This is a genomic window from Psychroserpens luteolus, from assembly GCF_021032705.1.
In the GTDB taxonomy this organism is placed as follows: Bacteria; Bacteroidota; Bacteroidia; order Flavobacteriales; family Flavobacteriaceae; genus Psychroserpens; species Psychroserpens luteolus.
The window spans coordinates 414,187-435,235 of the sequence record NZ_JAHVXI010000003.1 but is presented as its reverse complement, the minus strand read 5'-3'; the positions used below and the strand labels follow the sequence as shown (position 1 = coordinate 435,235).

Annotated in this window: 24 protein-coding genes; 4 read left to right on the top strand and 20 right to left on the bottom strand. The window is 33.4% G+C overall.

The annotated features are described in order from the left end of the window. Positions 1 to 69: 69 nt before the first annotated feature. From KWG70_RS10915 to KWG70_RS10900, 4 genes are all read right to left on the bottom strand, one after another. Positions 70 to 342: an HU family DNA-binding protein gene (locus KWG70_RS10915; RefSeq protein WP_230936058.1), complete on the bottom strand. Its 273-nt coding sequence runs from the start codon at positions 340 to 342 to the stop codon at positions 70 to 72. Between the two features lie 198 nt (positions 343 to 540). Further along, positions 541 to 1,494 (bottom strand): methionyl-tRNA formyltransferase, encoded by a 954-nt coding sequence (gene fmt, locus KWG70_RS10910; RefSeq protein ID WP_230936057.1) that lies wholly within the window; start codon positions 1,492 to 1,494, stop codon positions 541 to 543. Between the two features lie 3 nt (positions 1,495 to 1,497). Then, the gene (locus KWG70_RS10905; RefSeq protein ID WP_230936056.1) at positions 1,498 to 3,396 is read right to left on the bottom strand and encodes a RecQ family ATP-dependent DNA helicase; all 1,899 of its coding nucleotides are present in this window, start codon (positions 3,394 to 3,396) and stop codon (positions 1,498 to 1,500) included. Next, the gene (locus tag KWG70_RS10900; protein ID WP_230936055.1) at positions 3,397 to 3,936 is read right to left on the bottom strand and encodes an AAA family ATPase; all 540 of its coding nucleotides are present in this window, start codon (positions 3,934 to 3,936) and stop codon (positions 3,397 to 3,399) included. A gap of 90 nt (positions 3,937 to 4,026) precedes the next feature. Here KWG70_RS10900 and KWG70_RS10895 point away from each other — a divergent pair, with 90 nt between their 5' ends. From KWG70_RS10895 to murA, 3 genes are all read left to right on the top strand, one after another. Beyond that, positions 4,027 to 4,320, top strand: coding sequence for a DUF493 family protein (locus KWG70_RS10895; protein WP_230936054.1), 294 nt, complete (start codon positions 4,027 to 4,029; stop codon positions 4,318 to 4,320). A 91-nt stretch (positions 4,321 to 4,411) separates the two neighbouring features. After that, positions 4,412 to 5,047 carry a DUF4290 domain-containing protein gene (locus KWG70_RS10890; RefSeq protein WP_230936053.1) on the top strand — a complete coding sequence of 212 codons (636 nt, stop codon included), beginning with the start codon at positions 4,412 to 4,414 and terminating at the stop codon, positions 5,045 to 5,047. 9 nt (positions 5,048 to 5,056) lie between these two features. After that, positions 5,057 to 6,373 (top strand): UDP-N-acetylglucosamine 1-carboxyvinyltransferase, encoded by a 1,317-nt coding sequence (gene murA / locus KWG70_RS10885; RefSeq protein WP_230936052.1) that lies wholly within the window; start codon positions 5,057 to 5,059, stop codon positions 6,371 to 6,373. Between the two features lie 57 nt (positions 6,374 to 6,430). On the opposite strand, the gene KWG70_RS10880 is transcribed toward murA, so the two are convergent. From KWG70_RS10880 to KWG70_RS10815, 14 genes are all read right to left on the bottom strand, one after another. Then, on the bottom strand, positions 6,431 to 6,751 hold the full coding sequence (locus tag KWG70_RS10880; RefSeq protein WP_230936051.1) for a hypothetical protein: 321 nt from the start codon (positions 6,749 to 6,751) through the stop codon (positions 6,431 to 6,433). 81 nt (positions 6,752 to 6,832) lie between these two features. Continuing rightward, positions 6,833 to 7,195, bottom strand: a complete 363-nt coding sequence (locus KWG70_RS10875; RefSeq protein ID WP_230936050.1) for a nuclear transport factor 2 family protein — start codon at positions 7,193 to 7,195, stop codon at positions 6,833 to 6,835. After that, positions 7,192 to 7,893: an SGNH/GDSL hydrolase family protein gene (locus tag KWG70_RS10870; RefSeq protein ID WP_230936049.1), complete on the bottom strand. Its 702-nt coding sequence runs from the start codon at positions 7,891 to 7,893 to the stop codon at positions 7,192 to 7,194. The genes KWG70_RS10875 and KWG70_RS10870 overlap by 4 nt, the downstream gene beginning before the upstream one ends. A 71-nt stretch (positions 7,894 to 7,964) precedes the next feature. Beyond that, entirely contained in the window at positions 7,965 to 9,269 is a 1,305-nt protein-coding gene (locus tag KWG70_RS10865; protein WP_230936048.1) for a cryptochrome/photolyase family protein, read from the bottom strand. Positions 9,270 to 9,285: 16 nt separating this feature from the next. Further along, positions 9,286 to 9,753, bottom strand: a complete 468-nt coding sequence (locus tag KWG70_RS10860) for an SRPBCC family protein (protein ID WP_230936047.1) — start codon at positions 9,751 to 9,753, stop codon at positions 9,286 to 9,288. A gap of 1 nt (position 9,754) precedes the next feature. Then, entirely contained in the window at positions 9,755 to 10,216 is a 462-nt protein-coding gene (locus tag KWG70_RS10855; RefSeq protein WP_230936046.1) for a TspO/MBR family protein, read from the bottom strand. Between the two features lie 6 nt (positions 10,217 to 10,222). After that, positions 10,223 to 10,390, bottom strand: coding sequence for a Lacal_2735 family protein (locus tag KWG70_RS10850; protein WP_230936045.1), 168 nt, complete (start codon positions 10,388 to 10,390; stop codon positions 10,223 to 10,225). A gap of 3 nt (positions 10,391 to 10,393) precedes the next feature. Beyond that, positions 10,394 to 10,936 carry a glutathione peroxidase gene (locus tag KWG70_RS10845; RefSeq protein ID WP_230936044.1) on the bottom strand — a complete coding sequence of 181 codons (543 nt, stop codon included), beginning with the start codon at positions 10,934 to 10,936 and terminating at the stop codon, positions 10,394 to 10,396. Between the two features lie 215 nt (positions 10,937 to 11,151). After that, entirely contained in the window at positions 11,152 to 11,376 is a 225-nt protein-coding gene (locus tag KWG70_RS10840) for a hypothetical protein (protein ID WP_230936043.1), read from the bottom strand. A 4-nt stretch (positions 11,377 to 11,380) separates the two neighbouring features. After that, entirely contained in the window at positions 11,381 to 12,076 is a 696-nt protein-coding gene (gene folE, locus KWG70_RS10835) for a GTP cyclohydrolase I FolE (protein WP_230936042.1), read from the bottom strand. Positions 12,077 to 12,195: 119 nt separating this feature from the next. Next, positions 12,196 to 12,621, bottom strand: a complete 426-nt coding sequence (locus tag KWG70_RS10830) for a hypothetical protein (protein WP_230936041.1) — start codon at positions 12,619 to 12,621, stop codon at positions 12,196 to 12,198. Between the two features lie 183 nt (positions 12,622 to 12,804). Beyond that, a complete protein-coding gene (locus KWG70_RS10825; protein ID WP_230936040.1) occupies positions 12,805 to 14,115 on the bottom strand; it encodes an ABC1 kinase family protein in 1,311 nt (436 codons plus the stop codon). Between the two features lie 10 nt (positions 14,116 to 14,125). Continuing rightward, positions 14,126 to 14,782 carry a TetR family transcriptional regulator C-terminal domain-containing protein gene (locus tag KWG70_RS10820; RefSeq protein ID WP_230936039.1) on the bottom strand — a complete coding sequence of 219 codons (657 nt, stop codon included), beginning with the start codon at positions 14,780 to 14,782 and terminating at the stop codon, positions 14,126 to 14,128. A 91-nt stretch (positions 14,783 to 14,873) separates the two neighbouring features. Then, complete coding sequence (locus tag KWG70_RS10815; protein ID WP_230936038.1) at positions 14,874 to 15,530, bottom strand: MIP/aquaporin family protein; 657 nt, start codon at positions 15,528 to 15,530, stop codon at positions 14,874 to 14,876. 114 nt (positions 15,531 to 15,644) lie between these two features. Between KWG70_RS10815 and KWG70_RS10810 the strand changes: the two genes are divergently transcribed. Beyond that, on the top strand, positions 15,645 to 16,493 hold the full coding sequence (locus KWG70_RS10810) for a DUF2911 domain-containing protein (protein ID WP_230936037.1): 849 nt from the start codon (positions 15,645 to 15,647) through the stop codon (positions 16,491 to 16,493). 57 nt (positions 16,494 to 16,550) lie between these two features. Here the strand turns inward: KWG70_RS10810 and KWG70_RS10805 are convergent, their stop codons facing one another. Next, positions 16,551 to 18,353 carry a sodium:solute symporter gene (locus KWG70_RS10805; protein WP_230936036.1) on the bottom strand — a complete coding sequence of 601 codons (1,803 nt, stop codon included), beginning with the start codon at positions 18,351 to 18,353 and terminating at the stop codon, positions 16,551 to 16,553. A gap of 116 nt (positions 18,354 to 18,469) precedes the next feature. Beyond that, the gene (locus KWG70_RS10800) at positions 18,470 to 20,995 is read right to left on the bottom strand and encodes a PIG-L family deacetylase (RefSeq protein WP_230936035.1); all 2,526 of its coding nucleotides are present in this window, start codon (positions 20,993 to 20,995) and stop codon (positions 18,470 to 18,472) included. Positions 20,996 to 21,049 lie beyond the last annotated feature (54 nt).

Here is a 21,049-nt window from a genome sequence, read left to right as displayed (position 1 = left end):
TTTTGGTAGAATACATAAAACAAAAAGCCCACTTTAAAGTGGGCTTTTCGTAATCTATTTAAAGAAATACTAGTTTACAGCACTACTTAAATCAGAACCAGCTTTAAACTTTACTACGTTTTTAGCTTTGATTTGTATTGTTTTACCAGTTTGAGGGTTTCTTCCTTCTCTTGCAGATCTTCTTGAAACTGACCAAGAACCAAATCCTACTAAAGAAACTCTATTTCCTTTTTGTAAAGATCCTTCGATGTCAATTAATAATGAATCTAATGCTTTCTTAGCAGCTGCTTTAGTGATTCCAGCATTCTCTGCCATTCCATTGATTAAATCTGTTTTGTTCATAAAATTTGTATTTTAAATTGTTAAAAAAATAGTTGGGTTAAACATTATCGTTAAATCCGTCTACAAATTTATACGTAAAATCCATCTACGCAAGTAATAGCAAGGGAAATACAAATATTTGTTGATAACTTAGGGCATTTGTTAATAAAGGGCTGCATTTCGTCGGATTTTTTTCAAATATCAATAAACATAAGGGTTTTAGAGCATTTTGGCATTTTTACTAAAATCATATCCATTTAGTAATGATTTAGCATCCATTTTTCGTTTACCTGGAAGCTGTAATTCCTTAATATTAATGTAACCACCTCTAACTGCAACTTTTAACTCATTTTTTGATACGATCAATTGCCCGTTATCTAAATCGTGTTCATCATTTTCTTTTTCTACATTGAAAATTTTGACATCTAATTCATCATTATTATTGTAAAGGTGACACCAAGCTGCTGGAAATGGGTTTAAACCACGTATCTTATTATATATGGTGTCGATGTCTAAGTTCCAGTCGATCTTACAATTCTCTTTATTGAGTTTATAAGCAGTTTTCAGATTTTCTGTTTTGGGCTGTATTGTTGTTTCTACTGCTCCTTTCTGAATAAGGTCTACTGTTTTTATTACAAGTTCGCTACCCATCACCATGAGTTTGTCATGAAGTGACCCAACAGTTTCATTTTCATCAACAGCGATTGCCTCTTGCAATATAATGGCACCTGTGTCTATTTTCTCATCTATAAAAAAAGTGGTAGCTCCAGTTACTTTTTCACCATTGATAATTGCCCAATGTATAGGAGCTGCACCTCTATAGTTTGGTAAAAGTGAAGCATGTAAATTAAATGTCCCATAGGCTGGCATGTTCCAGACAACCTCAGGGAGCATCCTAAAGGCAACAACAATTTGAAGATTTGCTTCAAGGGATTTTAATTCTTTAATGAAATCTTCATTTTTAAGGTTTGTAGGTTGTAGAAGGTTCAAGCCTTGTTCAATGGCATATTTTTTTACAGCAGATTCATGTAGTTTTCGCCCACGCCCTGCAGGTTTATCAGGAGCAGTAATAACACCAACAATGTCATAATCGTTCTCAACAAGTGTCTTTAATGTGGCAACTGCAAAATCTGGAGTTCCCATGAATATAATTTTTAATCGCTCTCTCGTCATAGTCTATTTTATTTTATAAGTATTAGCAGGTGTTGTAGTAATCACATCGTGCTCAAGTAGCACTGCTACTACTTTTAGTAGTTCAGTTTTTCCTATTTGTAATTGTTCAACTAATTGTCTAGAGCTTAAAGGTTGCTGTTCTAGTGCTCGAATAATTTGCTGTTTGATTGTGGTAAAATTTATGTTCTCTTTTGAAATATTATCAGATTTACAGACAGTACAGCGTCCACAATTTTTATCCGACTCTTCTCCAAAATAGTGCAGTAGTTGCCTACTTTTGCAAATAGAATCATTTTTTATGTATTCTAATACTGAATTCACTTGAAAACGTTTTAACTCTTGTTGTTGCTCAACAACATTTACGATTCTATGTATTGTTTTATCATCTTCTCTAGGTTGAAGAAAAATAACTTCAGAGTCTGTATTAGAAAACAAAAAATCTACAATCCCATCCTTTTGGAGTTGCTGTAAGACAGCTATAACCTCTTTTTCGTTTGTAGCTGCTTTATCTGCAATCAATATTAAATTAATAGCCAACTGATGTTCAAAAATGCCGCCATAGGTTCGTAAAATCGTCTTTACTATAGTATTGTATTGTTTATGAGTTTCCAAATATGAAAACATAGCAGGATTACTTACAATAAATTGTAATTTGGTTTTGTAATTGAATTCTTGTGATAATTTAATGATACTATTTCTATCTAAAAGCTTAAGTGTATTAAATGTTTTAGCACTTTTGAAATCGTAAGCTTTGCAAAACTCACTAAAATTAAAACGGTGTGTTGTTAATTCTCCTTCTCCATATGATATCTGAAAGTAGTTGCATAGTTTTCTGTATACTAATTTAATATCATCGATAGAGGGTAAGCTATTGATAAATTGATTTTTTAAAACCTGTTCGTCTGAAGCATTTGTTAATAATATGGCAAACGCATCTTCATTGTTTCTTCCAGCGCGACCAGCTTCTTGGTAGTAACTCTCAAGACTTTCGGGTAAATTAATATGGATTACTGTTTTTACATCTGATTTATCAATTCCCATACCAAAAGCAGTTGTAGCAACCATAATTTCCTTTTGGTTGTTCATCCATTGGTACAAGCGATCTTGTTTGTCTTTGGTAGGGATTCCACCATGGAAAAAGGTAGAACTAAATCCTTTTTTTTCTAAAATGTTATGAATATCAACGCTCATTTTTCGACTCCTAACATAAATAATTGAAGCACCAGAGTGTTTTTTTAACTGTTGTTCTAAATCATAGATTTTATCTTCACTGTGTATAACTTGGTAAGCTATGTTGGGTCTAGCAAATGATGCTTTAAATACTTTTGGAGATATAAAGTCTAAGGCATTTATTGTTTCTTCTATAACTTTTGGCTTAGCGGTAGCTGTTAATGCAATTACATTTACACTAGGTTGTAATTGTCTTAGAACTGTAATGTTTTTATAAGCAGGTCTAAAATCATTTCCCCATTGACTAATACAATGGGCTTCGTCAACTGCTATGAGATTTACATTCATTTGTTGTATGCGATGCTTTACAATATCTTGCTGAAGACGCTCAGGAGACAGGTATAAAAATTTATAATTGCCATAAATGCAATTATCGAGGATCGTATCAAGCTCGTTATATTTAATACCACTAGTGATTGCCATAGCTTTAATACCTTTTCTTTTTAAAGTATTCACTTGATCTTTCATTAATGCTATTAATGGAGATATAACAATACAAATACCATCTTTTATTAGCGCTGGAATTTGAAAACATATAGATTTTCCGCCTCCAGTAGGTAATAAAGCAAAGGTGTCATTATTATCTAAAACAGACTGAATAATTTCTTCTTGGTAAGGCCTAAATGAGGTGTGGTTCCAATACTGTTCTAATATGTTGATAGGATGTGACATCTATACATTTAAGATCTCTAAAATAAAATCTGCGCGCTGCTCAATACTTGCAAAAGGTACATCGGTTAATTGATATCCAAAACGCGCATATGTATCTAGCAAAGCATGATGAATTTCTACAGCTTGATCAAAATTCTCATAACGCTCGTTGTCACTTACAAAAATTTCTTGCCAAGGTGCTAGAACAAAAACCTTATCATAAACATGAGTTTCACATGCCTCTGTAAATTCTTTTGGATAATCACTATTGGCATAATCCATATAAGCTAAAACATCTGGGAGACCTCTATCTAAAAATATAATATCCTTTTTAATGGCTTGTGCATCTTTGAATTGCTGGATTCTAGCCTTTAACAGTAACTCGCTAAATAGCAAAGGCTTGGTCAAGAACAACTGTTCAATTCCATCTTCTCTGGCTGCTAATGTTACTTGTCTTGATACTTCTTCAAAACAGGTGTAATCACGTTTTATAAGTTCATTGATTATAGATGATTTTCCTGTTCCAGGACCACCAGTTATGACGATTTTTCTTGTATTCAAATTGGCAAGGTTTTGGTTGTAAAATTAACAATAATTAGGCAAAGCAAAATGCAAAGTAAAATGTATCTTTGCTTCCGAAGAAAAAATGTTATGAGTCCACAGAAAAAATCAGAAGAATTTTATAAAAAACTTAGAGGCCAATTATATGAAACCACAAGTTGGCCATCTGAATATCTTTACAAATTTATAGTGCCTTCAGATGCTAATAAAATAAAGCAGATTGAAGATTTATTTAATAATCTTGGTGCAGTAATTACAACTAAAGAATCGGGTAAAGGTACTTACACCAGTGTATCGGTTAATTTACAAATGAAAGATCCCGATGCTGTTATTGCTAAATACAAGGAAGTAGCCAATTCTGTTGAAGGTGTTATTTCTTTGTAAAAAGAAGTTTCGATAACTATTTTTTTGTATTTTGCAAGCATATGCAGATGTACTTCATGCATGATTTAAAAATACTACACAAATTTATATTTTGATAGACGATTTAGAATACAACACAGAGCGTGAACATTTGATTATTCCTGAGTATGGAAGACATCTTCAAAAAATGATTAATTACGCTAAAGATTTACCAACTAAGGAAGAGCGAAATAAAGTTGCAAAATCAATCATTAATGTGATGGGGAATTTACAGCCACATCTACGTGATGTTCCAGATTTTCAGCATAAACTTTGGGATCAATTATTTATTATGTCCGATTTTAAATTGGATGCAGATTCACCTTATCCTAAGCCTTCAAAAGAGGAGTTGAGTGAAAACCCAGAACCTTTAAAATATCCTCAAAACCACCCTAAATATCGTTTCTACGGAAACAACATCAAAACAATGATTGATGTTGCCAATACTTGGGAAGAGGGTGAGTTAAAAGAAGCGTTGGTATATACTATTGCTAACCATATGAAAAAGTGTTTCCTGAATTGGAATAAAGATACTGTTGAAGATGACGTGATTTTTGAGCACTTATTTGAGCTTTCTGGAGGTAAGATTAATTTAAAAGGAGGAGCTGAAGACCTTTCAGATTCTACCAGTTTAATGCGAAACAAAAAGAAATATTCTAGTAATAAGAAGTCGCATCACAAAAAGAACAAAAACCGAAAACGTTACTAACTACAGTTCATGGGAACATTTATTATTGAAGGAGGTCACCAGTTAAAAGGAAAAATACAGCCTCAAGGTGCTAAAAATGAAGCATTACAAATTTTATGTGCGGTACTCTTAACTGCAGAAGAAATTAGAATTGATAACATTCCAGATATTATCGATGTTAACAAGCTTATAGCTTTGCTTAAAAAGCTAGGCGTTAAAATTAACAATGTAGGCAAAGGATCTTACACTTTTAAAGCCGACGAGGTTAATCTCAAGTATTTAGAATCTGCCGAGTTTAAAGAAGATGGAAAAGGGCTTAGAGGTTCTATTATGATAGTTGGTCCATTGTTAGCGCGCTTTGGAAAAGGATATATTCCAAAACCTGGAGGAGATAAAATTGGTCGTCGTCGTTTAGATACTCACTTTGAGGGATTTATCAATCTTGGTGCAAAATTCAGATATAATAAAGAGGATTATTTTTATGGTGTAGAGGCTGATAAACTCAAAGGAACCTATATGCTTCTCGATGAAGCCTCGGTTACTGGAACAGCAAATATTGTAATGGCTGCTGTTCTTGCAGAAGGCACCACTACGATTTATAATGCAGCTTGTGAACCTTATTTGCAACAACTTTGTAAAATGCTCAATAGAATGGGAGCTAAGATCAAGGGCGTAGGTTCTAATATGTTAATTATAGATGGTGTGGATACATTAGGCGGAACAACACATAGAATGCTTCCAGATATGATTGAAATTGGAAGCTGGATAGGCTTAGCCGCAATGACTAAAAGTGAACTTACTATTACTAATGTAAGTTGGGACGATTTAGGTCAAATACCAGATGTGTTTAGAAAAATAGGAATCACTGTAGAACAACAAGGCGATGATATTCATATTCCAGCGCATACTAATGGTTACGAAGTACAAAACTATATAGACGGTTCAATTCTAACAGTTTCAGATGCGCCTTGGCCTGGATTTACACCAGACCTATTGAGTATTGTTTTAGTTGTATTGACACAAGCTAGAGGAAGTGCACTTGTGCATCAAAAGATGTTTGAAAGCCGTTTGTTCTTTGTGGATAAGCTCATCGATATGGGAGCCAAAATTATTCTTTGTGATCCACATCGTGCCACAGTAATTGGTCATGATTTTAAATCGCAATTGAAAGCAACTACAATGACCTCTCCAGATATTAGAGCCGGTGTATCATTATTAATTGCTGCTTTATCAGCTAGTGGAACATCAACAATTCACAATATTGAACAAATCGATAGAGGTTATGAGAACATTGACGAGCGTTTAAGAGCTATTGGAGCAAAGATTACGCGAGTTGATGGAAATTAAATGCCTCTTAGGAAAAGCATAAATAAAAAAGCCTCGATAATTCGAGGCTTTTTTTATTTAATTGAGATGCTTAGCATCAGTTCCCATAAGTGTTTTTCTAAACTCTTCTGGTTTCTTATCATTTAACAAATTGAGTTTACCTAATTCATCTATAAGTTCTCGAAAATGGGTTTCACGAGCGTCAAATTGAGCTTTGTTTTTATAAGTTGTTACTAAGATCAAATGAAAAGGAGCTTCATCAGTAAACTCCGTTTTTAAGATTTGATAAGATGCTATATAATCCTTTTCAAGCGCTTTAATTCTTAGCACTTTCCAATTATTGTTATAGTAGTGCATAGCTTCGGCTACGTTATCATTTTGGATTTGTACAAAATCCATGCTGGAAATGTTTTCATCGTGTTGTGCTAAACAGATGCTACAGCATAAAAAAGCAAATACAGTATATAGTTTCATATTGAATTATTCCATTGAATAGAAAAACTGCTCATTAGTTATTTTTCCATCTTTAACTTCAAAAACTGCGACTTCCTCCATTTGTTGTCTTCCTCTATCTTTAAAAGTAACATCAAAGGTCATTTTGCTCGTAAAATGATTGTTAGTAACTGTAGGCTCACTTATTTCACCACCATGCCATTCGGCAACGTTATCTAACCACTCTTTGTTTTTATTCCATACATTCTGCTTACCTGAAACAATCTCATCAGGCATACCTGGCATTTCTCTGCTTGTTACATTTTCAGCATAAAGTTCATTGATGCAGTCTAAGTTTTTACCTTCTCTGCACATTTGAGTCCATTGTTGTGCGACGTCTTTAGTGTTCATTTTTTTAGATTTTTATTATTGATTAATTTAATTATTGAATGAAATGAATCCTTACTGGTCATCCACGTCTGAGACATTTCAAACGGTAGGTCTTTTAATGTTTTATCTGGATATATAGTATTGAAAATAGTTAACGCAGCTAAAAAACTTCCGGCTTTTGATGGATGAAAATCATCTGCACTGTATAACGTTTCTTGACCTTTAACCATATCGTAAGCTTTCCATAATTCTCCCACTGGGCATAACAAAGCATTGTTAGTCTTGGCAGCTAATTTGTGATTTGCTATCACAGCATCAAAAGTGTGATAATAGTATTTTGACGGCCATACCATGAAAAAAGCTAACTGACTTCCATTGGCATCACATAACACTTTAATTTTTGCGCCATCATCCAAGAGCATTTGTTTCCCTTCGTTTTGTGAAGAAGGACCTTGCTGCACAATCACATAATCAAACGTGCCTGTTTTTAATAACTTTTGAAGTTTGCCTTCTTTTAAGTGATCTACTAAAGCATAATTTGGATAACACAATGCTGTTGTTTCAACAGTTTCGTTAAAATTTGAAGCTATATGCTCTACAATTTTTGGAAGATCGTTTGTGTATGTTAAGCTGTTTCCAACGAATAAAAGTTGTTTAGATTTATCTTGTGAATAAATTGATAATGAGATAAATAGAATCCAAATAAAACGAAGCTGCATAGTTATTCATAAAGTTGAGTACTTAAATTTAGTGAAAATCAGCCATCAGACTCTTAAAAATATGTTAGGATTTATTGCAGTGCTTTTTTATATGTTTTAAGGCAACGCTCTCTGGCTTCTTTATGGTCAACCATAGGTTTAGGATAGGTGAATTCTTGGTAATCTGGAACCCAAGTTTTGATGTATGTATGATCCTTGTCAAACTTTTGAATTTGAGAGGTTGGGTTAAAAATCCTGAAATATGGCGCAGCATCAACTCCAGAACCTGCAACCCATTGCCAGTTTCCAACATTACTTGCCATGTCATAATCGTGTAATTTTTCAGCAAAATAAGCTTCGCCCCAACGCCAATCAATAAGTAAGTGTTTACATAAAAAACTGCCAACTAACATCCTCACACGATTGTGCATAAATCCAGTTTGATTGAGTTGTCGCATTCCTGCATCAACAAGAGGATATCCTGTTTTTCCTTCACACCAAAGTTGGAATTCATCTTCGTTATTGCGCCATTCTATTCTGTCGTATTTAGGTTTAAATGATTCTGTTGCTGTATGTGGAAAATGCCATAATATCTGCATGAAAAATTCTCTCCAAATTAGTTCTTGCCAGAAGATTTCATTGTTTTCGGCAATGGCTTTCTCTACCATTTTCCTGATACTTACAGTTCCAAAGCGTAGATGCGGACCTAATCGAGATGTCGAGTCTTTAGCTGGAAAATTACGAGTGTCTTCGTAGTCTTGAATCAATGCAGGTGTTACATCATACTTAGCTATCTTTTGGTTTGATGTTTTAAATCCGATATCAGATAAACTCAAATTAGGCAAGTGCGTATGCTTGATTAGATTCTTTAAATGAGAGTTTGTATTAAAAAAATCCAGATTACGAGTTTTAAATTGGGCTTTCCATACTTTCATGTAAGGTGTATAAACTACATATGGATTACCATCTTTCTTTACCACTTCATCTTTTTCAAAAATGACCTGATCTTTAAACGTTTTGAATTCAATATTTTTTTTGGATAAAAGCCCTTTTATTTCATTATCTCGTTCTCTAGCGTAGGGTTCATAATCGTGATTGGTATACACAACTTGGATATCATAGTCTTTTACTAACTGCTCATAAATATCTATTGGCTTTCCATAAAACATGGCAATACTACTGTCGTATTCTTCACGAAGTGCCACTCGCATTTTCTGCAATGTATCATGAATAAAAGTGACTCTAGCATCATTTTCTAGGAGTTTACTTAGTATTTCAGAATCAAAGATAAAAATGGGTAAGACAGGATAATCACTCTTAAGTGCTTTATATAAGCCTACATTGTCATCAAGTCTAAGATCACGTCTAAACCAAAAAATACTAAGAGGTTGTTTCATAAAAAGGTCAATAGTTTTATTTGGTATAAGTTCCGAATAGTTCTTCCAATTTCTTAGTACGATAGTTGAAAATTTCTTCCAATTTTGGTTTTACGAGTATTGGATGTACAAGCTGACCTATAATTCCGAAGGGAACTTTGTAATCAATAATATCTTCCATTTCCACACCACCTTCTATTTCTTTAATGAAATGTTTATGGTGCCACAAGGCGTATGGTCCAAAACGTTGTTCATCTACAAAATAGTGTTTATCAATACTATGAGTGATTTCGGTAACCCATTTTGTTTTAATACCTAGAACAGGAGTCACTATATACTGAATGATTTGACCAGCAAACATAGGACGATCTGCTCCAGACAAGATTTCAAATCCCATATAGTCTGGTGTAATTGTCTTAAGGTTATTTGGGTCTGATAAAAAATCCCAAGCCGTTTCAACAGAGATTGGTAAGTTCTGTTTTTTGTGTAATCTGTAAATTTTCATATCAGTTGTATAATAAAATGTATAAATTAAGTGAAGTAGCAATGCACAACCAAATTAAGTAAGGAAGTATGAAAAGAGATTTTGCTTTTAAATCTTTGACATACGTAAATAAAAATGCAGTAACAATAATGGTTAGTAGCACAATATCTATCAAAGCTATGTCTACCAGTTTTTGGTGAAAAAATATAAAATTCCAGCTTACATTAAGTATGAATTGTATGGCAAATAATACTATAATTTTTTGTGTTGGTCTTTTTAAATAGAGAAAGGACATATATATTGAAAAGCAAATCATTATAGTAGTCCAAGCCGCTCCAAAAACCCAACCATCTGGTGTCCAAGGGGCTTTTTCAAGTGTTAAATACCAATCGCCTTGAGGTCCTTCTGCCATGAGCCATGAGCCAATACCCAATGCACCAAAGTTGATGATTAAGAATGCAATAAAAGTTTTCAAAAATTTCATCAGAATCTACTTTTGGAGCACCTCTATTTGATCGAGTATTTTTTGAGCTTCGGCATATTTTTTATCACTTTCTCCTCTGTTTGTAGTTGATAATGTATGCCAATCTTTCATTAGTTTTTCGTATCTCTTCTGAAGCTTGTCCAACTCAGATGTTTTTTTAAATAATGCGAACATAGATTATTGCTTTAGATGTTTAGTTATTTTTGAACTTGTTGGTGATGTCATCGAATAGTAAAAATCGATAAGTTCTCCATTGGGTCCTACCAGATATTTTTGGAAATTCCACTTTACACTAGAGTTTTTAACACCATTTCTTCGTTTTTGGGTTAACCACTGATATAGTGAATGTTGTTGTATCCCTTTAGTATTAATTTTTTCGGTTATAGGAAATGTAACTCCATAATTTACTTCACAAAAAGATTCTATTTCACGAGGACCTCCTGGTTCTTGATTTCCAAACTGGTTACATGGAACACCTATAACAACCAAAGTGTCTTGGTAAGTGTCGTAGAGCTTTTGTAGGTCTTTGTATTGTGATGTAAATCCGCATTTTGAAGCAACATTTACAAATAGTACGTGTTTTCCTTTGTATTTAGAAAGGTTCAAAGGTTTCCCATTTAAAAGGTTGATTTCTATATCAGAAAACGATACATTATCCATTGGTTTCAGAGTTTTAGGTTTTGAAAAAAGAGTCGTTATAAAAATAAGTAAGGGTTTCATAATTAAATTTTAAAGATTACTAAGACAGACTTCATTTCGAATAGATGTTTAGAGGTTGAATCTGTTTTCAGAAAACAAAATTTTGTTATTCTAGTAACATCTTAGGCTGTGATTTTTTATGCTATGATGTTTCTAAAATATTTAATTAATAATTGAGCGTAATAGATAACTGTAAGTGAAGCTATCCATTACGCTCGTTTAAAATGAAGTTAAGTTTATGCGGTTAAAGGCGCTCCTTTTAGACGCTTCTCAACTTTTCTTTTTATTACTGTCAAACGCTTCATGATTTCCATGATGTTTTGGTCTTTTTTCTGCTTATAGATTTGATTTAAATCTAAAATTAACGCTTTGGCTTCACGAGAAATTTTTACACGATCACTAGTAGATAATGATCGCATTTTTCTTTGCTCAAATTCTAATGCTCTATTTATTAATTCCATAATCTTAATTGTTTATATAGTTGTGTAATTCTGTAATTTTTTCTGCTTTATTAAATTGTCCGCCATAATAGGTCGTTACCGTCGCCGAAGTATCATCTTTAATTCCTCTAGAAGAAACACATAAGTGCTTAGCATCTATGATTACTGCAATATCTTCGGTCTTTAATACGCTTTTCAATTCTTCGGCTATTTGATTGGTCAAACGTTCCTGTACTTGTGGACGTTTGGCATAATATTGAACTATTCTATTCAATTTTGATAAGCCTATTACTTTGCCAGATGAAATGTAAGCCACATGTGCTTTGCCGATAATTGGAACAAAATGATGTTCACAATTTGAATAAAACGTGATATTCTTTTCGACCAACATCTGATTATATTGGTACTTATTATCAAAAAGTGCAACTTTTGGCTTATTTGCAGGATTTAAACCTGAAAATATTTCATCGATATACATTTTTGCCACACGCTTGGGTGTACCTTTTAAAGAATCGTCAGTAAGGTCTAATCCCATAACGTCCATAATCTCTTCAAATAAGATAGCAATGCGTTGCTTTTTTTCGTTATCACTAAGTTTAAAAGCATCCTTTTTCATTGGAGTTTCTAATCCTGTATAAAGATGGTCGTCACCAATATCAGTAGTTGAAAATCCGTTGAGGTTGTGACCGTTTTTTTTGAGGTTTAAAGTGTTTGTACTCATGTGTTGTCTTTTTAGTGTGCTGTCCTTAGGAACTCATCTCCTAAGTCAAAGCACGTTATCATTTTGAAATCGAGTTGTGCGTAATTCTTTCAGTCGTTATCATATATAATACCATACACTTAAAACTGAAAATTAAATTGTTCATCGTAATTCACTTTTGCTTGTAAAAGTTTATCAAAAAACTGTTTGTTCTCTTTAAAGGTTTTATTATTTCTGAAATGAATATACTTTCCTTGAGCATGAATGCTAGTTCCATTTGTTTTGTATATCACCAGTTGATAATAAGGGATAACCCAAGTAAAGTTTTTAAGCCCTTTATTAATATAAATCAATATACCATGCGATCGCATTTCTATGTTAGCATAATTAATGTCAGAAACCTTGTTTAGGTATTGAGTCATATTCGGACTCGCATCTTCAATAATCATGCGTTTAGATCCTATCCCTTTCATTTTGAGAACCTCAAAAAATGAAAAAGGTTTACCAATCAAATCAATAATGATTTTTTTGTGCTCTTTATTAAAATGTGTAGAATCTAAAATCAACTTTTAAAATTTTGATACAAATCAAAAATACAAAATGTTTAAAGTTTTTTAGATATTATTAAACAAAAATTTAACATATTACTATAGGTTTTGTTTATAGTAGTGTAAATTGTTGATTTGCAAAAAGTTAAAGTTTGGAAAAAAAGAAATTATACAAGTTGTGTTCATTAAGCTTATAAGCCTTTACAAAGTATTGAAATTATTGATTTTTATGTCTTTTGCTTTTAAGTCAAACATAAGATTGTATAAACCAAAGAATGTTCTATTGATATAAATAAAATGTTTAGATCCACGATTACCATTCATTTTTCTTAATTCTGTACTTTTTGAATAGCGTTCACCCAATTCGGCAATTTTTCCGAAGAATTCGCCATCAGAGAAATCGAAAGTTTCTGAATGGAACGGTTGTGTAAATAAACTTAGCATTTCATGAAACATCTCTGTAAAGAAGGCTATTTCTTTAGGGCTATCATCTGTTCTCAATATTTCGAGTTGATATAATTTTTCAACAAAGTACTCACGGTTATTAATGTTCTCTCTTTCGGCTAGTTCAAAATAAGGAACATAAAACTCTTCAGGAATAGATTTCATACAACCAAAATCAAGAGCAATAAGTTGTCCGTCCTTAGACACCAGGAAATTTCCTGGATGAGGGTCGGCATGTACTTTCTTTAACTTATGAATTTGGAACATGTAAAAGTCCCAAAGTGCTTGACCTAATTGATTGGAAAACTCTTGATTTGTGTTATGAGCTGAAAATTCAGAAAGGTGTTCACCAATCATATAATCCATGGTAATGATACGCTCAGAAGACAGGTCTTCATAATATTGAGGAAACAAAAGGTTTGGTATATGAGCGCATTTTTGAGCAATTTCTTTACTCTGTTCAACTTCTAGAATGTAATTTGTTTCTTCAATTAATTTACCTTCAACTTCTTTGAAGTACTTATCAGAATCTTTTCCTTTAATGTTGAACATACTCATAGCTATGGGTTTAACCATTGCAAGATCTGAAGCGATACTTTCAGCAACTCCTGGATATTGGATTTTCACAGCAAGTTTTTTCCCATTTTTTTCTGCAATATGGACTTGTCCTATACTTGCAGCATTCACAGAAGTTGCGTTAAAGGTATCATATATGTCGTTTGGTAGTTTACCAAAGTATTTTTTAAATGTTTTTAATACTAATGGAGGTGATAATGGTGGTACTGAAAATTGAGCTAATGAAAATTTCTCAACATAAGCTTGAGGTAAAATACTTTTTTCCATACTTAGCATTTGCGCTACTTTAAGTGCACTTCCTTTGAGCTGTTTTAAGCCATCATAAATATCTTCTGCATTGTTTTGATTGAGTCGTTCTTTGGCTTCAGTTTCAGATTTTGTCAGTTTATCTCCATAGTATTTGAGATAATTAACACCAACTTTAGCACCTGTTGATACTAGTTTTGATGCTCGTTGTATTTTAGATGTAGGTATTTTGTCTATAGTTTTCATAAAGAACAGATTAGTTCATGTGAATTTTTTCTTTGAAAATAAATTTTCCAAAGTCTATCAAGCTTTTGAGTGGAGCAATGTCTAAGACATCAAAGCTCGTATTTACCGATTTTTCTATAAAAATATCTGTTTTTTCAAAACCAGCTGAAGTGTCATCAATCCAAAATTTCATAGTTAGCAGTAGCTGCAACCAAGCAGATTCTTTAAGTCCGCGACGTTGAATTCGATCAATTTGCTCTTGTTTAATTTCGATAAGTTCAATTCCAAGATGTTCAATATAATTTGTAAAAGCGCCCTTTAATTCAGAAAGTAAGCTCAAGCCTTTAAGGCTATTTTTGTGACGATCTAAGGCATATTTTACGTAGCTTCTATTAGCCGTAAGATTTTCAAAGAAGGTAAAATAAAAGCTTAATAGTTTATGTCGAGCATCGAAGGTTTGGTAGTCTTCACTTTTTTCTAAAACGTTAATCGTATTGTGAAAGAACGCATTAAATACATCTTTTTCCAATGCATCAAAAGATCCAAAGTGATCATAGAATTTTTGCTCTTCGAAGTTATTGGCCTTAGTAAAAGCGTATACTGTATTGGGTTGTTGATTATGTTCTAAAACATAGTCCATATACATCGAAATGATGTTGTTTTTTGTAATCGTTTTCTTTTTTGCCATGACTGTTAAATTGTACTGTAAAGATACAAAATGTTTAATCATTAAAATTAAAAGTTAAACATAATTTAACAAGACATTATCAGTATTTAGGCTAGCAACAATTATCCTCTTTTACAAGAGCGCAACTCACAACAGCCAGAAAAGCTCCAATAAAAGGAGCTGTAAGATATAACCACAGGTGCTGCAAGTTTCCAGATACTACAGCAGGTGCTAGTGAACGTATTGGGTTCATGGATGCTTTGGTCATAGGTCCTGCAAACATAGCTTCTAATAAAATCACGCTTCCTACTGCTATAGCTGCCATAGTACCAATCTCTTTACTTCCGGTTGATACATTTATGATGACAACCATCAAGAAGAATGTGAGTAATATTTCTAGTATGAATGCTTTGTATGCTTCGAAATTTTCGGCTGGTAATGTACTACCTAATGTTTCGCTTTCGGGAAATAAGAACCAAAGAATGAAACAAGCAAGAAAAGCGCCAATGGTTTGAGCTAGAATATATTTGGGGACTTCATTCCAAGGGAATTTTTTTGCATAAGCAAATCCGAAGGTAACAGCAGGATTAAAATGAGCTCCCGATATTTCTCCAAAGGCATAGATCATGCTCATGACTATTAATCCCCAAGTTATTGCAACTCCAGCATGTGAAATACTTCCATTAGTAATTTCGTTTACGGTCATAGCGCCACAACCACAAAAGACCATAGCAAAAGTTCCGATGATTTCTGCGTAATATTTTTTCATATCATTAAATACTCGAAGACCCCGTTTTAATTTAAGGTTTTCTTAACAAACAAAGGCTCAGCTTGTTTGTAAATTTACGTGAAATTTAAAACTAATCATTAAATACTAATACAAATGAAAAAATTATTTCTAGCATGTGCAGTGTTTGCTATGACTTTCACAACTTACGCACAAATTGAAACGCCTCAACCTAGTCCATTTTCAAAAGTGGAGCAGAAGGTAGGCCTTACTGATATTACTATCGAATATTCTCGTCCGAGTGTTAAAGGAAGAACAATATTTGGAGATTTAGAACCTTTTGGAGGTGTTTGGAGAACAGGAGCTAACAAGAATACGATTATTACGTTTAGTGATGATGTTACCATTGCTGGTCAAGATGTAAAAGCAGGTTCTTATGCTATGTTCACTAAATTGAATTCTGCTACGCAATGGGATGTTATGTTCTACAGCGACACTAATAACTGGGGAACACCAAGAAACTGGGACGACAGTAAAGTTGCTGCAACTGCAAAAGTAGATGTGCACGCTATTCCATTTAATGTAGAAACGATGACAATCGATATTAATAATATTTCTGCTACAGGAGGAACTATTGATATCATCTGGGAAAAGTCATATGTTGGTATTCCTTTTACAGTACCTACAGATAAAACAGTTTCTGCTGCAATTGATAAAGTAATGGCTGGACCAAGTGCTAATGATTATTACGCATCGGCTGTATACTATTTAAATGCAGGAAAAGATGTGAATAAGGCTAAAAAGTGGATTGATAAAGCGATGTCTATGATCGAGAAACCTGGATTCTGGCAAGTGAGACAACAGTCGTTGATCTATGCCGCTGCAGGAGATAAGAATGGTGCTATTAAATTAGCTAAAGAGTCTATGGCAGCAGCCAAAGAAGCTGGTAACGAAAACTATGTAAAGCAAAACATGGAGTCTCTTAAAGAATGGGGAGCTATGTAATCAAATAGTATTCATAACATAAAAAAAGCACAGCAATTAAGTTGTGCTTTTTTTATGTTATGACGTTTTGTTTGGCGAAGATAGTTGGGTAACAAATGCAATGAGCATTACTAATATACATCCAAATAGATTAAGCCATAAATAAGGCATCCAATCAAACCACCAACCAATAATAACTATGACTTGGGTAATTATGGCAGCAGTAAAAACGGCGTTGGCTTTTACAAATTTAAAAAAGAAAGCCAATAGGAAAATACCCAAAACATTACCATAGAAAATGGAGCCTATAATATTTACCAGTTGGATTAAATTTTCGGCAAGATTAGCAAAACAAGCAATTACAATGGCTACAAGTCCCCAAATTAATGTGAAGAATTTAGTTGCTTTTACCATATGGGCTTCGTCTTTCTCTTCTTTCAAATTTCTGCTATATAAATCTATCGATGTGATTGTAGCAAGAGCGTTAACCTCAGATGCCGTTGAAGACATTGCCGCAGATAAGATAACTGCAAGTAATAAACCAATAAGTCCTTTAGGTAGATACCTTAAAATAAAGGTAATAAACATGTAATCTCTATCATTCGTTTTTGTGTCTTTGGCCGAAGCTTTATAAAGCTCTGTCAGTTCTGCTTTTTTACCAGAATATAAATCGTTGTCCTTATTTAACTTGCTTAACTCTAGACTTAGTTGGTCATACTTGTTGGCATAAGCTGTATCAATCGCTCGCTTTATTAAGTATTTAGATTCTAGTCGATTATTTTTTTCTATACTATCTAGGTAGAATAGTTCTTTCTTGAGTTTCCCGTCATTTTCATTTTTTGATAAGGCTATACTCAATTCTTTTTTCTTCTCAAATACGTTATTTTGTTTTAGTTGGAGCTGTTTATAGTCTTCGGAATATTGAGAGGCTAAAACCGTTTCTGTAGAGGCATCAATAAAATTTAAAGGCGCCTGGTTAAACTGATAAAACACAAATACCATTACACCTACTAATAATATAAAAAACTGCATAGGTACTTTTAATAGACCATTAAAAATAAGCCCCATTTGCATTTCTTTCATAGATTTTCCAGAGAGATAACGTTGCACCTGACTTTGATCTGTACCAAAATAAGATAGCATTAAGAATGTACCACCAATTAAACCTGTCCAAACCGTATATCTATTCTCTAAATCAAAAGAAAAGTCTAAAACTTCCATACGACCACTAGCTCCAGCAATATCCAATGCACTAGTAAACGAAACATCTTTTGGAATTAAATTTAGAATAATAAAAAGAGCAGCTAACATTCCTGCAAAAATGACAAACATTTGTTGCTTTTGAGTTACTGTAACAGCTTTGGTACCACCAGATACTGTATAAATGATAACCAGAACACCAATAATGATGTTAAGGGTTATAATATTCCATCCTAAAACAACCGATAAAATTATAGCAGGAGCAAAAATCGTAATTCCTGCAGCTAAACCTCGTTGAACTAAAAAGAGAATCGCAGTAAGACTTCTAGTTTTTAAATCAAATCGATTTTCTAAAAACTCATATGCTGTATATACCTTTAAGCGATGGTATAGTGGAATAAAAACAAGGCAAATAATTACCATTGCTATCGGTAATCCAAAATAGAATTGTACAAATCCCATTCCATCAGAAAACGCTTGACCAGTTGTAGATAAAAATGTTATTGCGCTAGCTTGAGTAGCCATTACAGATAACCCTATCGTCCACCATTTTGAGGTGTTTCCACCACGTACATAATCTTGAACGTTTTTACTACCTCTGGTCTTCCAAGTACCATAGCCTACTATAGTTAATAAAGTAATGATCAATACTAACCAATCTATCCAATCTAATTTTTGCATAATTTAAAAGACTTTCATTAAGAGGTAGAACAAAACGATGTAAATAAAGTTTGCAACAAGGACAAGTGTATATGATTTAAGCCAAGGTTGCTTTTGTGGTGACTTGTGATCCATATTTAATCGTTAAATTTTTTATCAGTATTGATATTGTTTTTTCCTAAAGACAACATATTTGCGAATAAGCGATATGCACCCGAAACACCTGCAGGAAACTCCCTGAAGAAGCTAAGTCCTGTATAAACGTAATGACCTTTTCCATGAGCAGCAACAAGCAAACTTCCTGTTTTTTGAGTTTCACCATTATCGCTCATAGATAGAATAGGCGTAAACTCACTTGACCATTCATTTGGAAAATAGAGCCCGCGTTCTTGGGTCCAACCGTCAAAGTCTTTTGAGGTAATTTTATTTGGAAAATTTAATACTTCATGATCTGTTGCAAGTAGTTTAACATCTGCATTTTCATCAGTCACTCTATCTCGTGATAATTTAAGATCAAAAGGTGCAATTTGATCAACTTTAACACGATGTCGCGTATTGTATTGAACAACCATATTTCCGCCTTGAGCAACATAGTCAAAGAGGATTTGTTGTTTAAAATTTAAGGCTTCAATTGTGTTATAAGCTCTAATTCCAACAACTATAGCATCAAAACGCTTTAAATTGTCTTGAGTAATGTCCTCTGGTTTTAAAATGGCAACATTATAACCTATTTGTCTTAAACTTTCTGGAACAACATCACCAGCACCTTCAATATAACCAATATTTTCTCCTCGTTTTTGAATATCTAATCGTACAATTTTACTCTCACTTGGAAGTAAAACAGTTTGAAATGGGATATGGTCGTAATCAATTTCAATGAGTTCTTTAGTATAGGTCTTATCTCCAATATGTACCATAGGTGTTAGTAAGCCTTCACTTTGTTCTTTAGGAGGAATCACTGTAAATACTAGGCGCTGCTCTTGACCTTTGTTGGTAATATTTACTTTTTGTTTTTCTGGATAAACACTCCAATTATTTGGATGAGCTATTTGCACAAAACCTTCTAAATTATCTCGTCCAGCTTGTACAATAACTTCGATGTCTCGTTGCTTATCAGTATCTAGAATAATTACTTTCTCTGAAATTTTTGCTGAAGCTTCAGGAATGATTTCAAATGGTTTGTAAACTTCGCCTTTTACAGGATCATTGGTTTTGTAGACGATGGGTTTAGTAAATGGAATTGCTACATTTTCGATATTGAGATTAAAGGTTACATTTAATGCTCTTGGTGTTTCAGGTTTTCCAATGAGGTTTTTGTCTTCAACCATGTACATCCCTAAACTTCCTTTTTTAGTGAGCCAATATGGTGTAGACACAATTTGACTGTCACTGATCTCTAATGTTTCCTTGAAATCAAAACCAGTATTATTGTCTAATTTTAAATTCTTATCTATCATTAATCCGTTAGGATCTGTAATATTTAATAATGTGATATTGGCATTACTTCTGTTAATGACCTCAAGATTCAAATTCACTGTTGCTCCTGCTGTGGTGTGATTAGTGTTTGCAGTAACTTCAAGATATAATCCAGCACATGCAGCAATAATGTCTTTAATTTCTTTAGTTTTTAGCGTTTTCCAGTGTGTATCTTTTAAACCTTGTATTGCATTATAAGCTCTAGCTAATTGTGGTATTGACGCAGAAGGGTTCTTAAAATCAAAATTGTTTTGAACCTCATATAAAATCTCTCCAATTGCTTTACCACCTTCAATTCTATTCCATGACGTATCAATACCTTCAAATACATTACTTTTATCTGTAGGTAAATCACCTTTTATTAATTCTATGTATTCAATTTGTGAACCGCGACGTCCAGTACTTCCAAAGCCTTGAGATTTATGCTGACTTCTACTTAGCGCAGCAATTTCAGGATTACTTAATCCGTTACTAGGAAAGTAAACACCAGTATCAACTTGAATTAAATCACTTTTATCAGCTTTTTCAAAGTTCTCACGACTTCCGTAGAACCACCATCCTGTATTAAAAAACAAGCGCTTCGGCTGCCATGTGTCTACCGTTGATAATTGATTTGAATACGCATTTTTATCACCAACTAGATCAAAAGCCTCAATACTTAACATCGCCGAGCTCGTATGATGACCATGCGTAGTTCCTGGAGTTCTGTGATTGAAACGATTGATGATCACGTCAGGTTTAAATTTTCTAATAGCTAGCACAACATCATTCAGTACCTGCTCTTTATTCCATATAGCTAGCGTTTCATCTGGATGTTTTGAGTATCCAAAATCATTAGCTCTTGTAAATAATTGCTCACCACCATCTGTACGTCGAGCCGCTAGAAGTTCTTGTGTTCTAATAACTCCTAAAAGCTCTCTAATTTCTGGGCCAATAAGATTTTGACCTCCATCACCACGTGTTAATGATAAATAGGCTGTTCTGGCTTTAACTTCGTTAGACATGTAAGAAATTAAACGTGTGTTTTCATCATCTGGATGCGCAGCAACATATAATACTGATCCTAAAAAATTAAGTTTTTTTATAGATTCGTGAATGTCTGAAGCAGTAGGTTTTTTCGGTTGTTGCGCTATGATTAGCGATGAAGAAAAGAGTAATAATAAGAATAAATGTAATCTTGTTTTCATTATAAAATAGTTAGCTAAAACCAAATATAATGAAGTCTATCAGCGCAAGAGTTG

Excerpts from the sequence above, each read along its gene's own strand:
- KWG70_RS10870 (WP_230936049.1), bottom strand. The coding sequence starts at position 7,893 with ATGCAGCTTCGTTTTATTTGGATTCTATTTATCTCATTATCAATTTAT.
- KWG70_RS10800 (WP_230936035.1), bottom strand. The coding sequence starts at position 20,995 with ATGAAAACAAGATTACATTTATTCTTATTATTACTCTTTTCTTCATCG.
- KWG70_RS10815 (WP_230936038.1), bottom strand. The coding sequence starts at position 15,530 with ATGAAAAAATATTACGCAGAAATCATCGGAACTTTTGCTATGGTCTTT.
- murA (WP_230936052.1), top strand. The coding sequence starts at position 5,057 with ATGGGAACATTTATTATTGAAGGAGGTCACCAGTTAAAAGGAAAAATA.
- KWG70_RS10865 (WP_230936048.1), bottom strand. The coding sequence starts at position 9,269 with ATGAAACAACCTCTTAGTATTTTTTGGTTTAGACGTGATCTTAGACTT.
- fmt (WP_230936057.1), bottom strand. The coding sequence starts at position 1,494 with ATGACGAGAGAGCGATTAAAAATTATATTCATGGGAACTCCAGATTTT.
- KWG70_RS10845 (WP_230936044.1), bottom strand. The coding sequence starts at position 10,936 with ATGAAACCCTTACTTATTTTTATAACGACTCTTTTTTCAAAACCTAAA.
- KWG70_RS10810 (WP_230936037.1), top strand. The coding sequence starts at position 15,645 with ATGAAAAAATTATTTCTAGCATGTGCAGTGTTTGCTATGACTTTCACA.
- KWG70_RS10855 (WP_230936046.1), bottom strand. The coding sequence starts at position 10,216 with ATGAAATTTTTGAAAACTTTTATTGCATTCTTAATCATCAACTTTGGT.
- KWG70_RS10915 (WP_230936058.1), bottom strand. The coding sequence starts at position 342 with ATGAACAAAACAGATTTAATCAATGGAATGGCAGAGAATGCTGGAATC.
- KWG70_RS10825 (WP_230936040.1), bottom strand. The coding sequence starts at position 14,115 with ATGAAAACTATAGACAAAATACCTACATCTAAAATACAACGAGCATCA.
- folE (WP_230936042.1), bottom strand. The coding sequence starts at position 12,076 with ATGAGTACAAACACTTTAAACCTCAAAAAAAACGGTCACAACCTCAAC.
- KWG70_RS10840 (WP_230936043.1), bottom strand. The coding sequence starts at position 11,376 with ATGGAATTAATAAATAGAGCATTAGAATTTGAGCAAAGAAAAATGCGA.
- KWG70_RS10905 (WP_230936056.1), bottom strand. The coding sequence starts at position 3,396 with ATGTCACATCCTATCAACATATTAGAACAGTATTGGAACCACACCTCA.
- KWG70_RS10805 (WP_230936036.1), bottom strand. The coding sequence starts at position 18,353 with ATGCAAAAATTAGATTGGATAGATTGGTTAGTATTGATCATTACTTTA.
- KWG70_RS10820 (WP_230936039.1), bottom strand. The coding sequence starts at position 14,782 with ATGGCAAAAAAGAAAACGATTACAAAAAACAACATCATTTCGATGTAT.
- KWG70_RS10850 (WP_230936045.1), bottom strand. The coding sequence starts at position 10,390 with ATGTTCGCATTATTTAAAAAAACATCTGAGTTGGACAAGCTTCAGAAG.
- KWG70_RS10880 (WP_230936051.1), bottom strand. The coding sequence starts at position 6,751 with ATGGATTTTGTACAAATCCAAAATGATAACGTAGCCGAAGCTATGCAC.
- KWG70_RS10860 (WP_230936047.1), bottom strand. The coding sequence starts at position 9,753 with ATGAAAATTTACAGATTACACAAAAAACAGAACTTACCAATCTCTGTT.
- KWG70_RS10895 (WP_230936054.1), top strand. The coding sequence starts at position 4,027 with ATGAGTCCACAGAAAAAATCAGAAGAATTTTATAAAAAACTTAGAGGC.
- KWG70_RS10875 (WP_230936050.1), bottom strand. The coding sequence starts at position 7,195 with ATGAACACTAAAGACGTCGCACAACAATGGACTCAAATGTGCAGAGAA.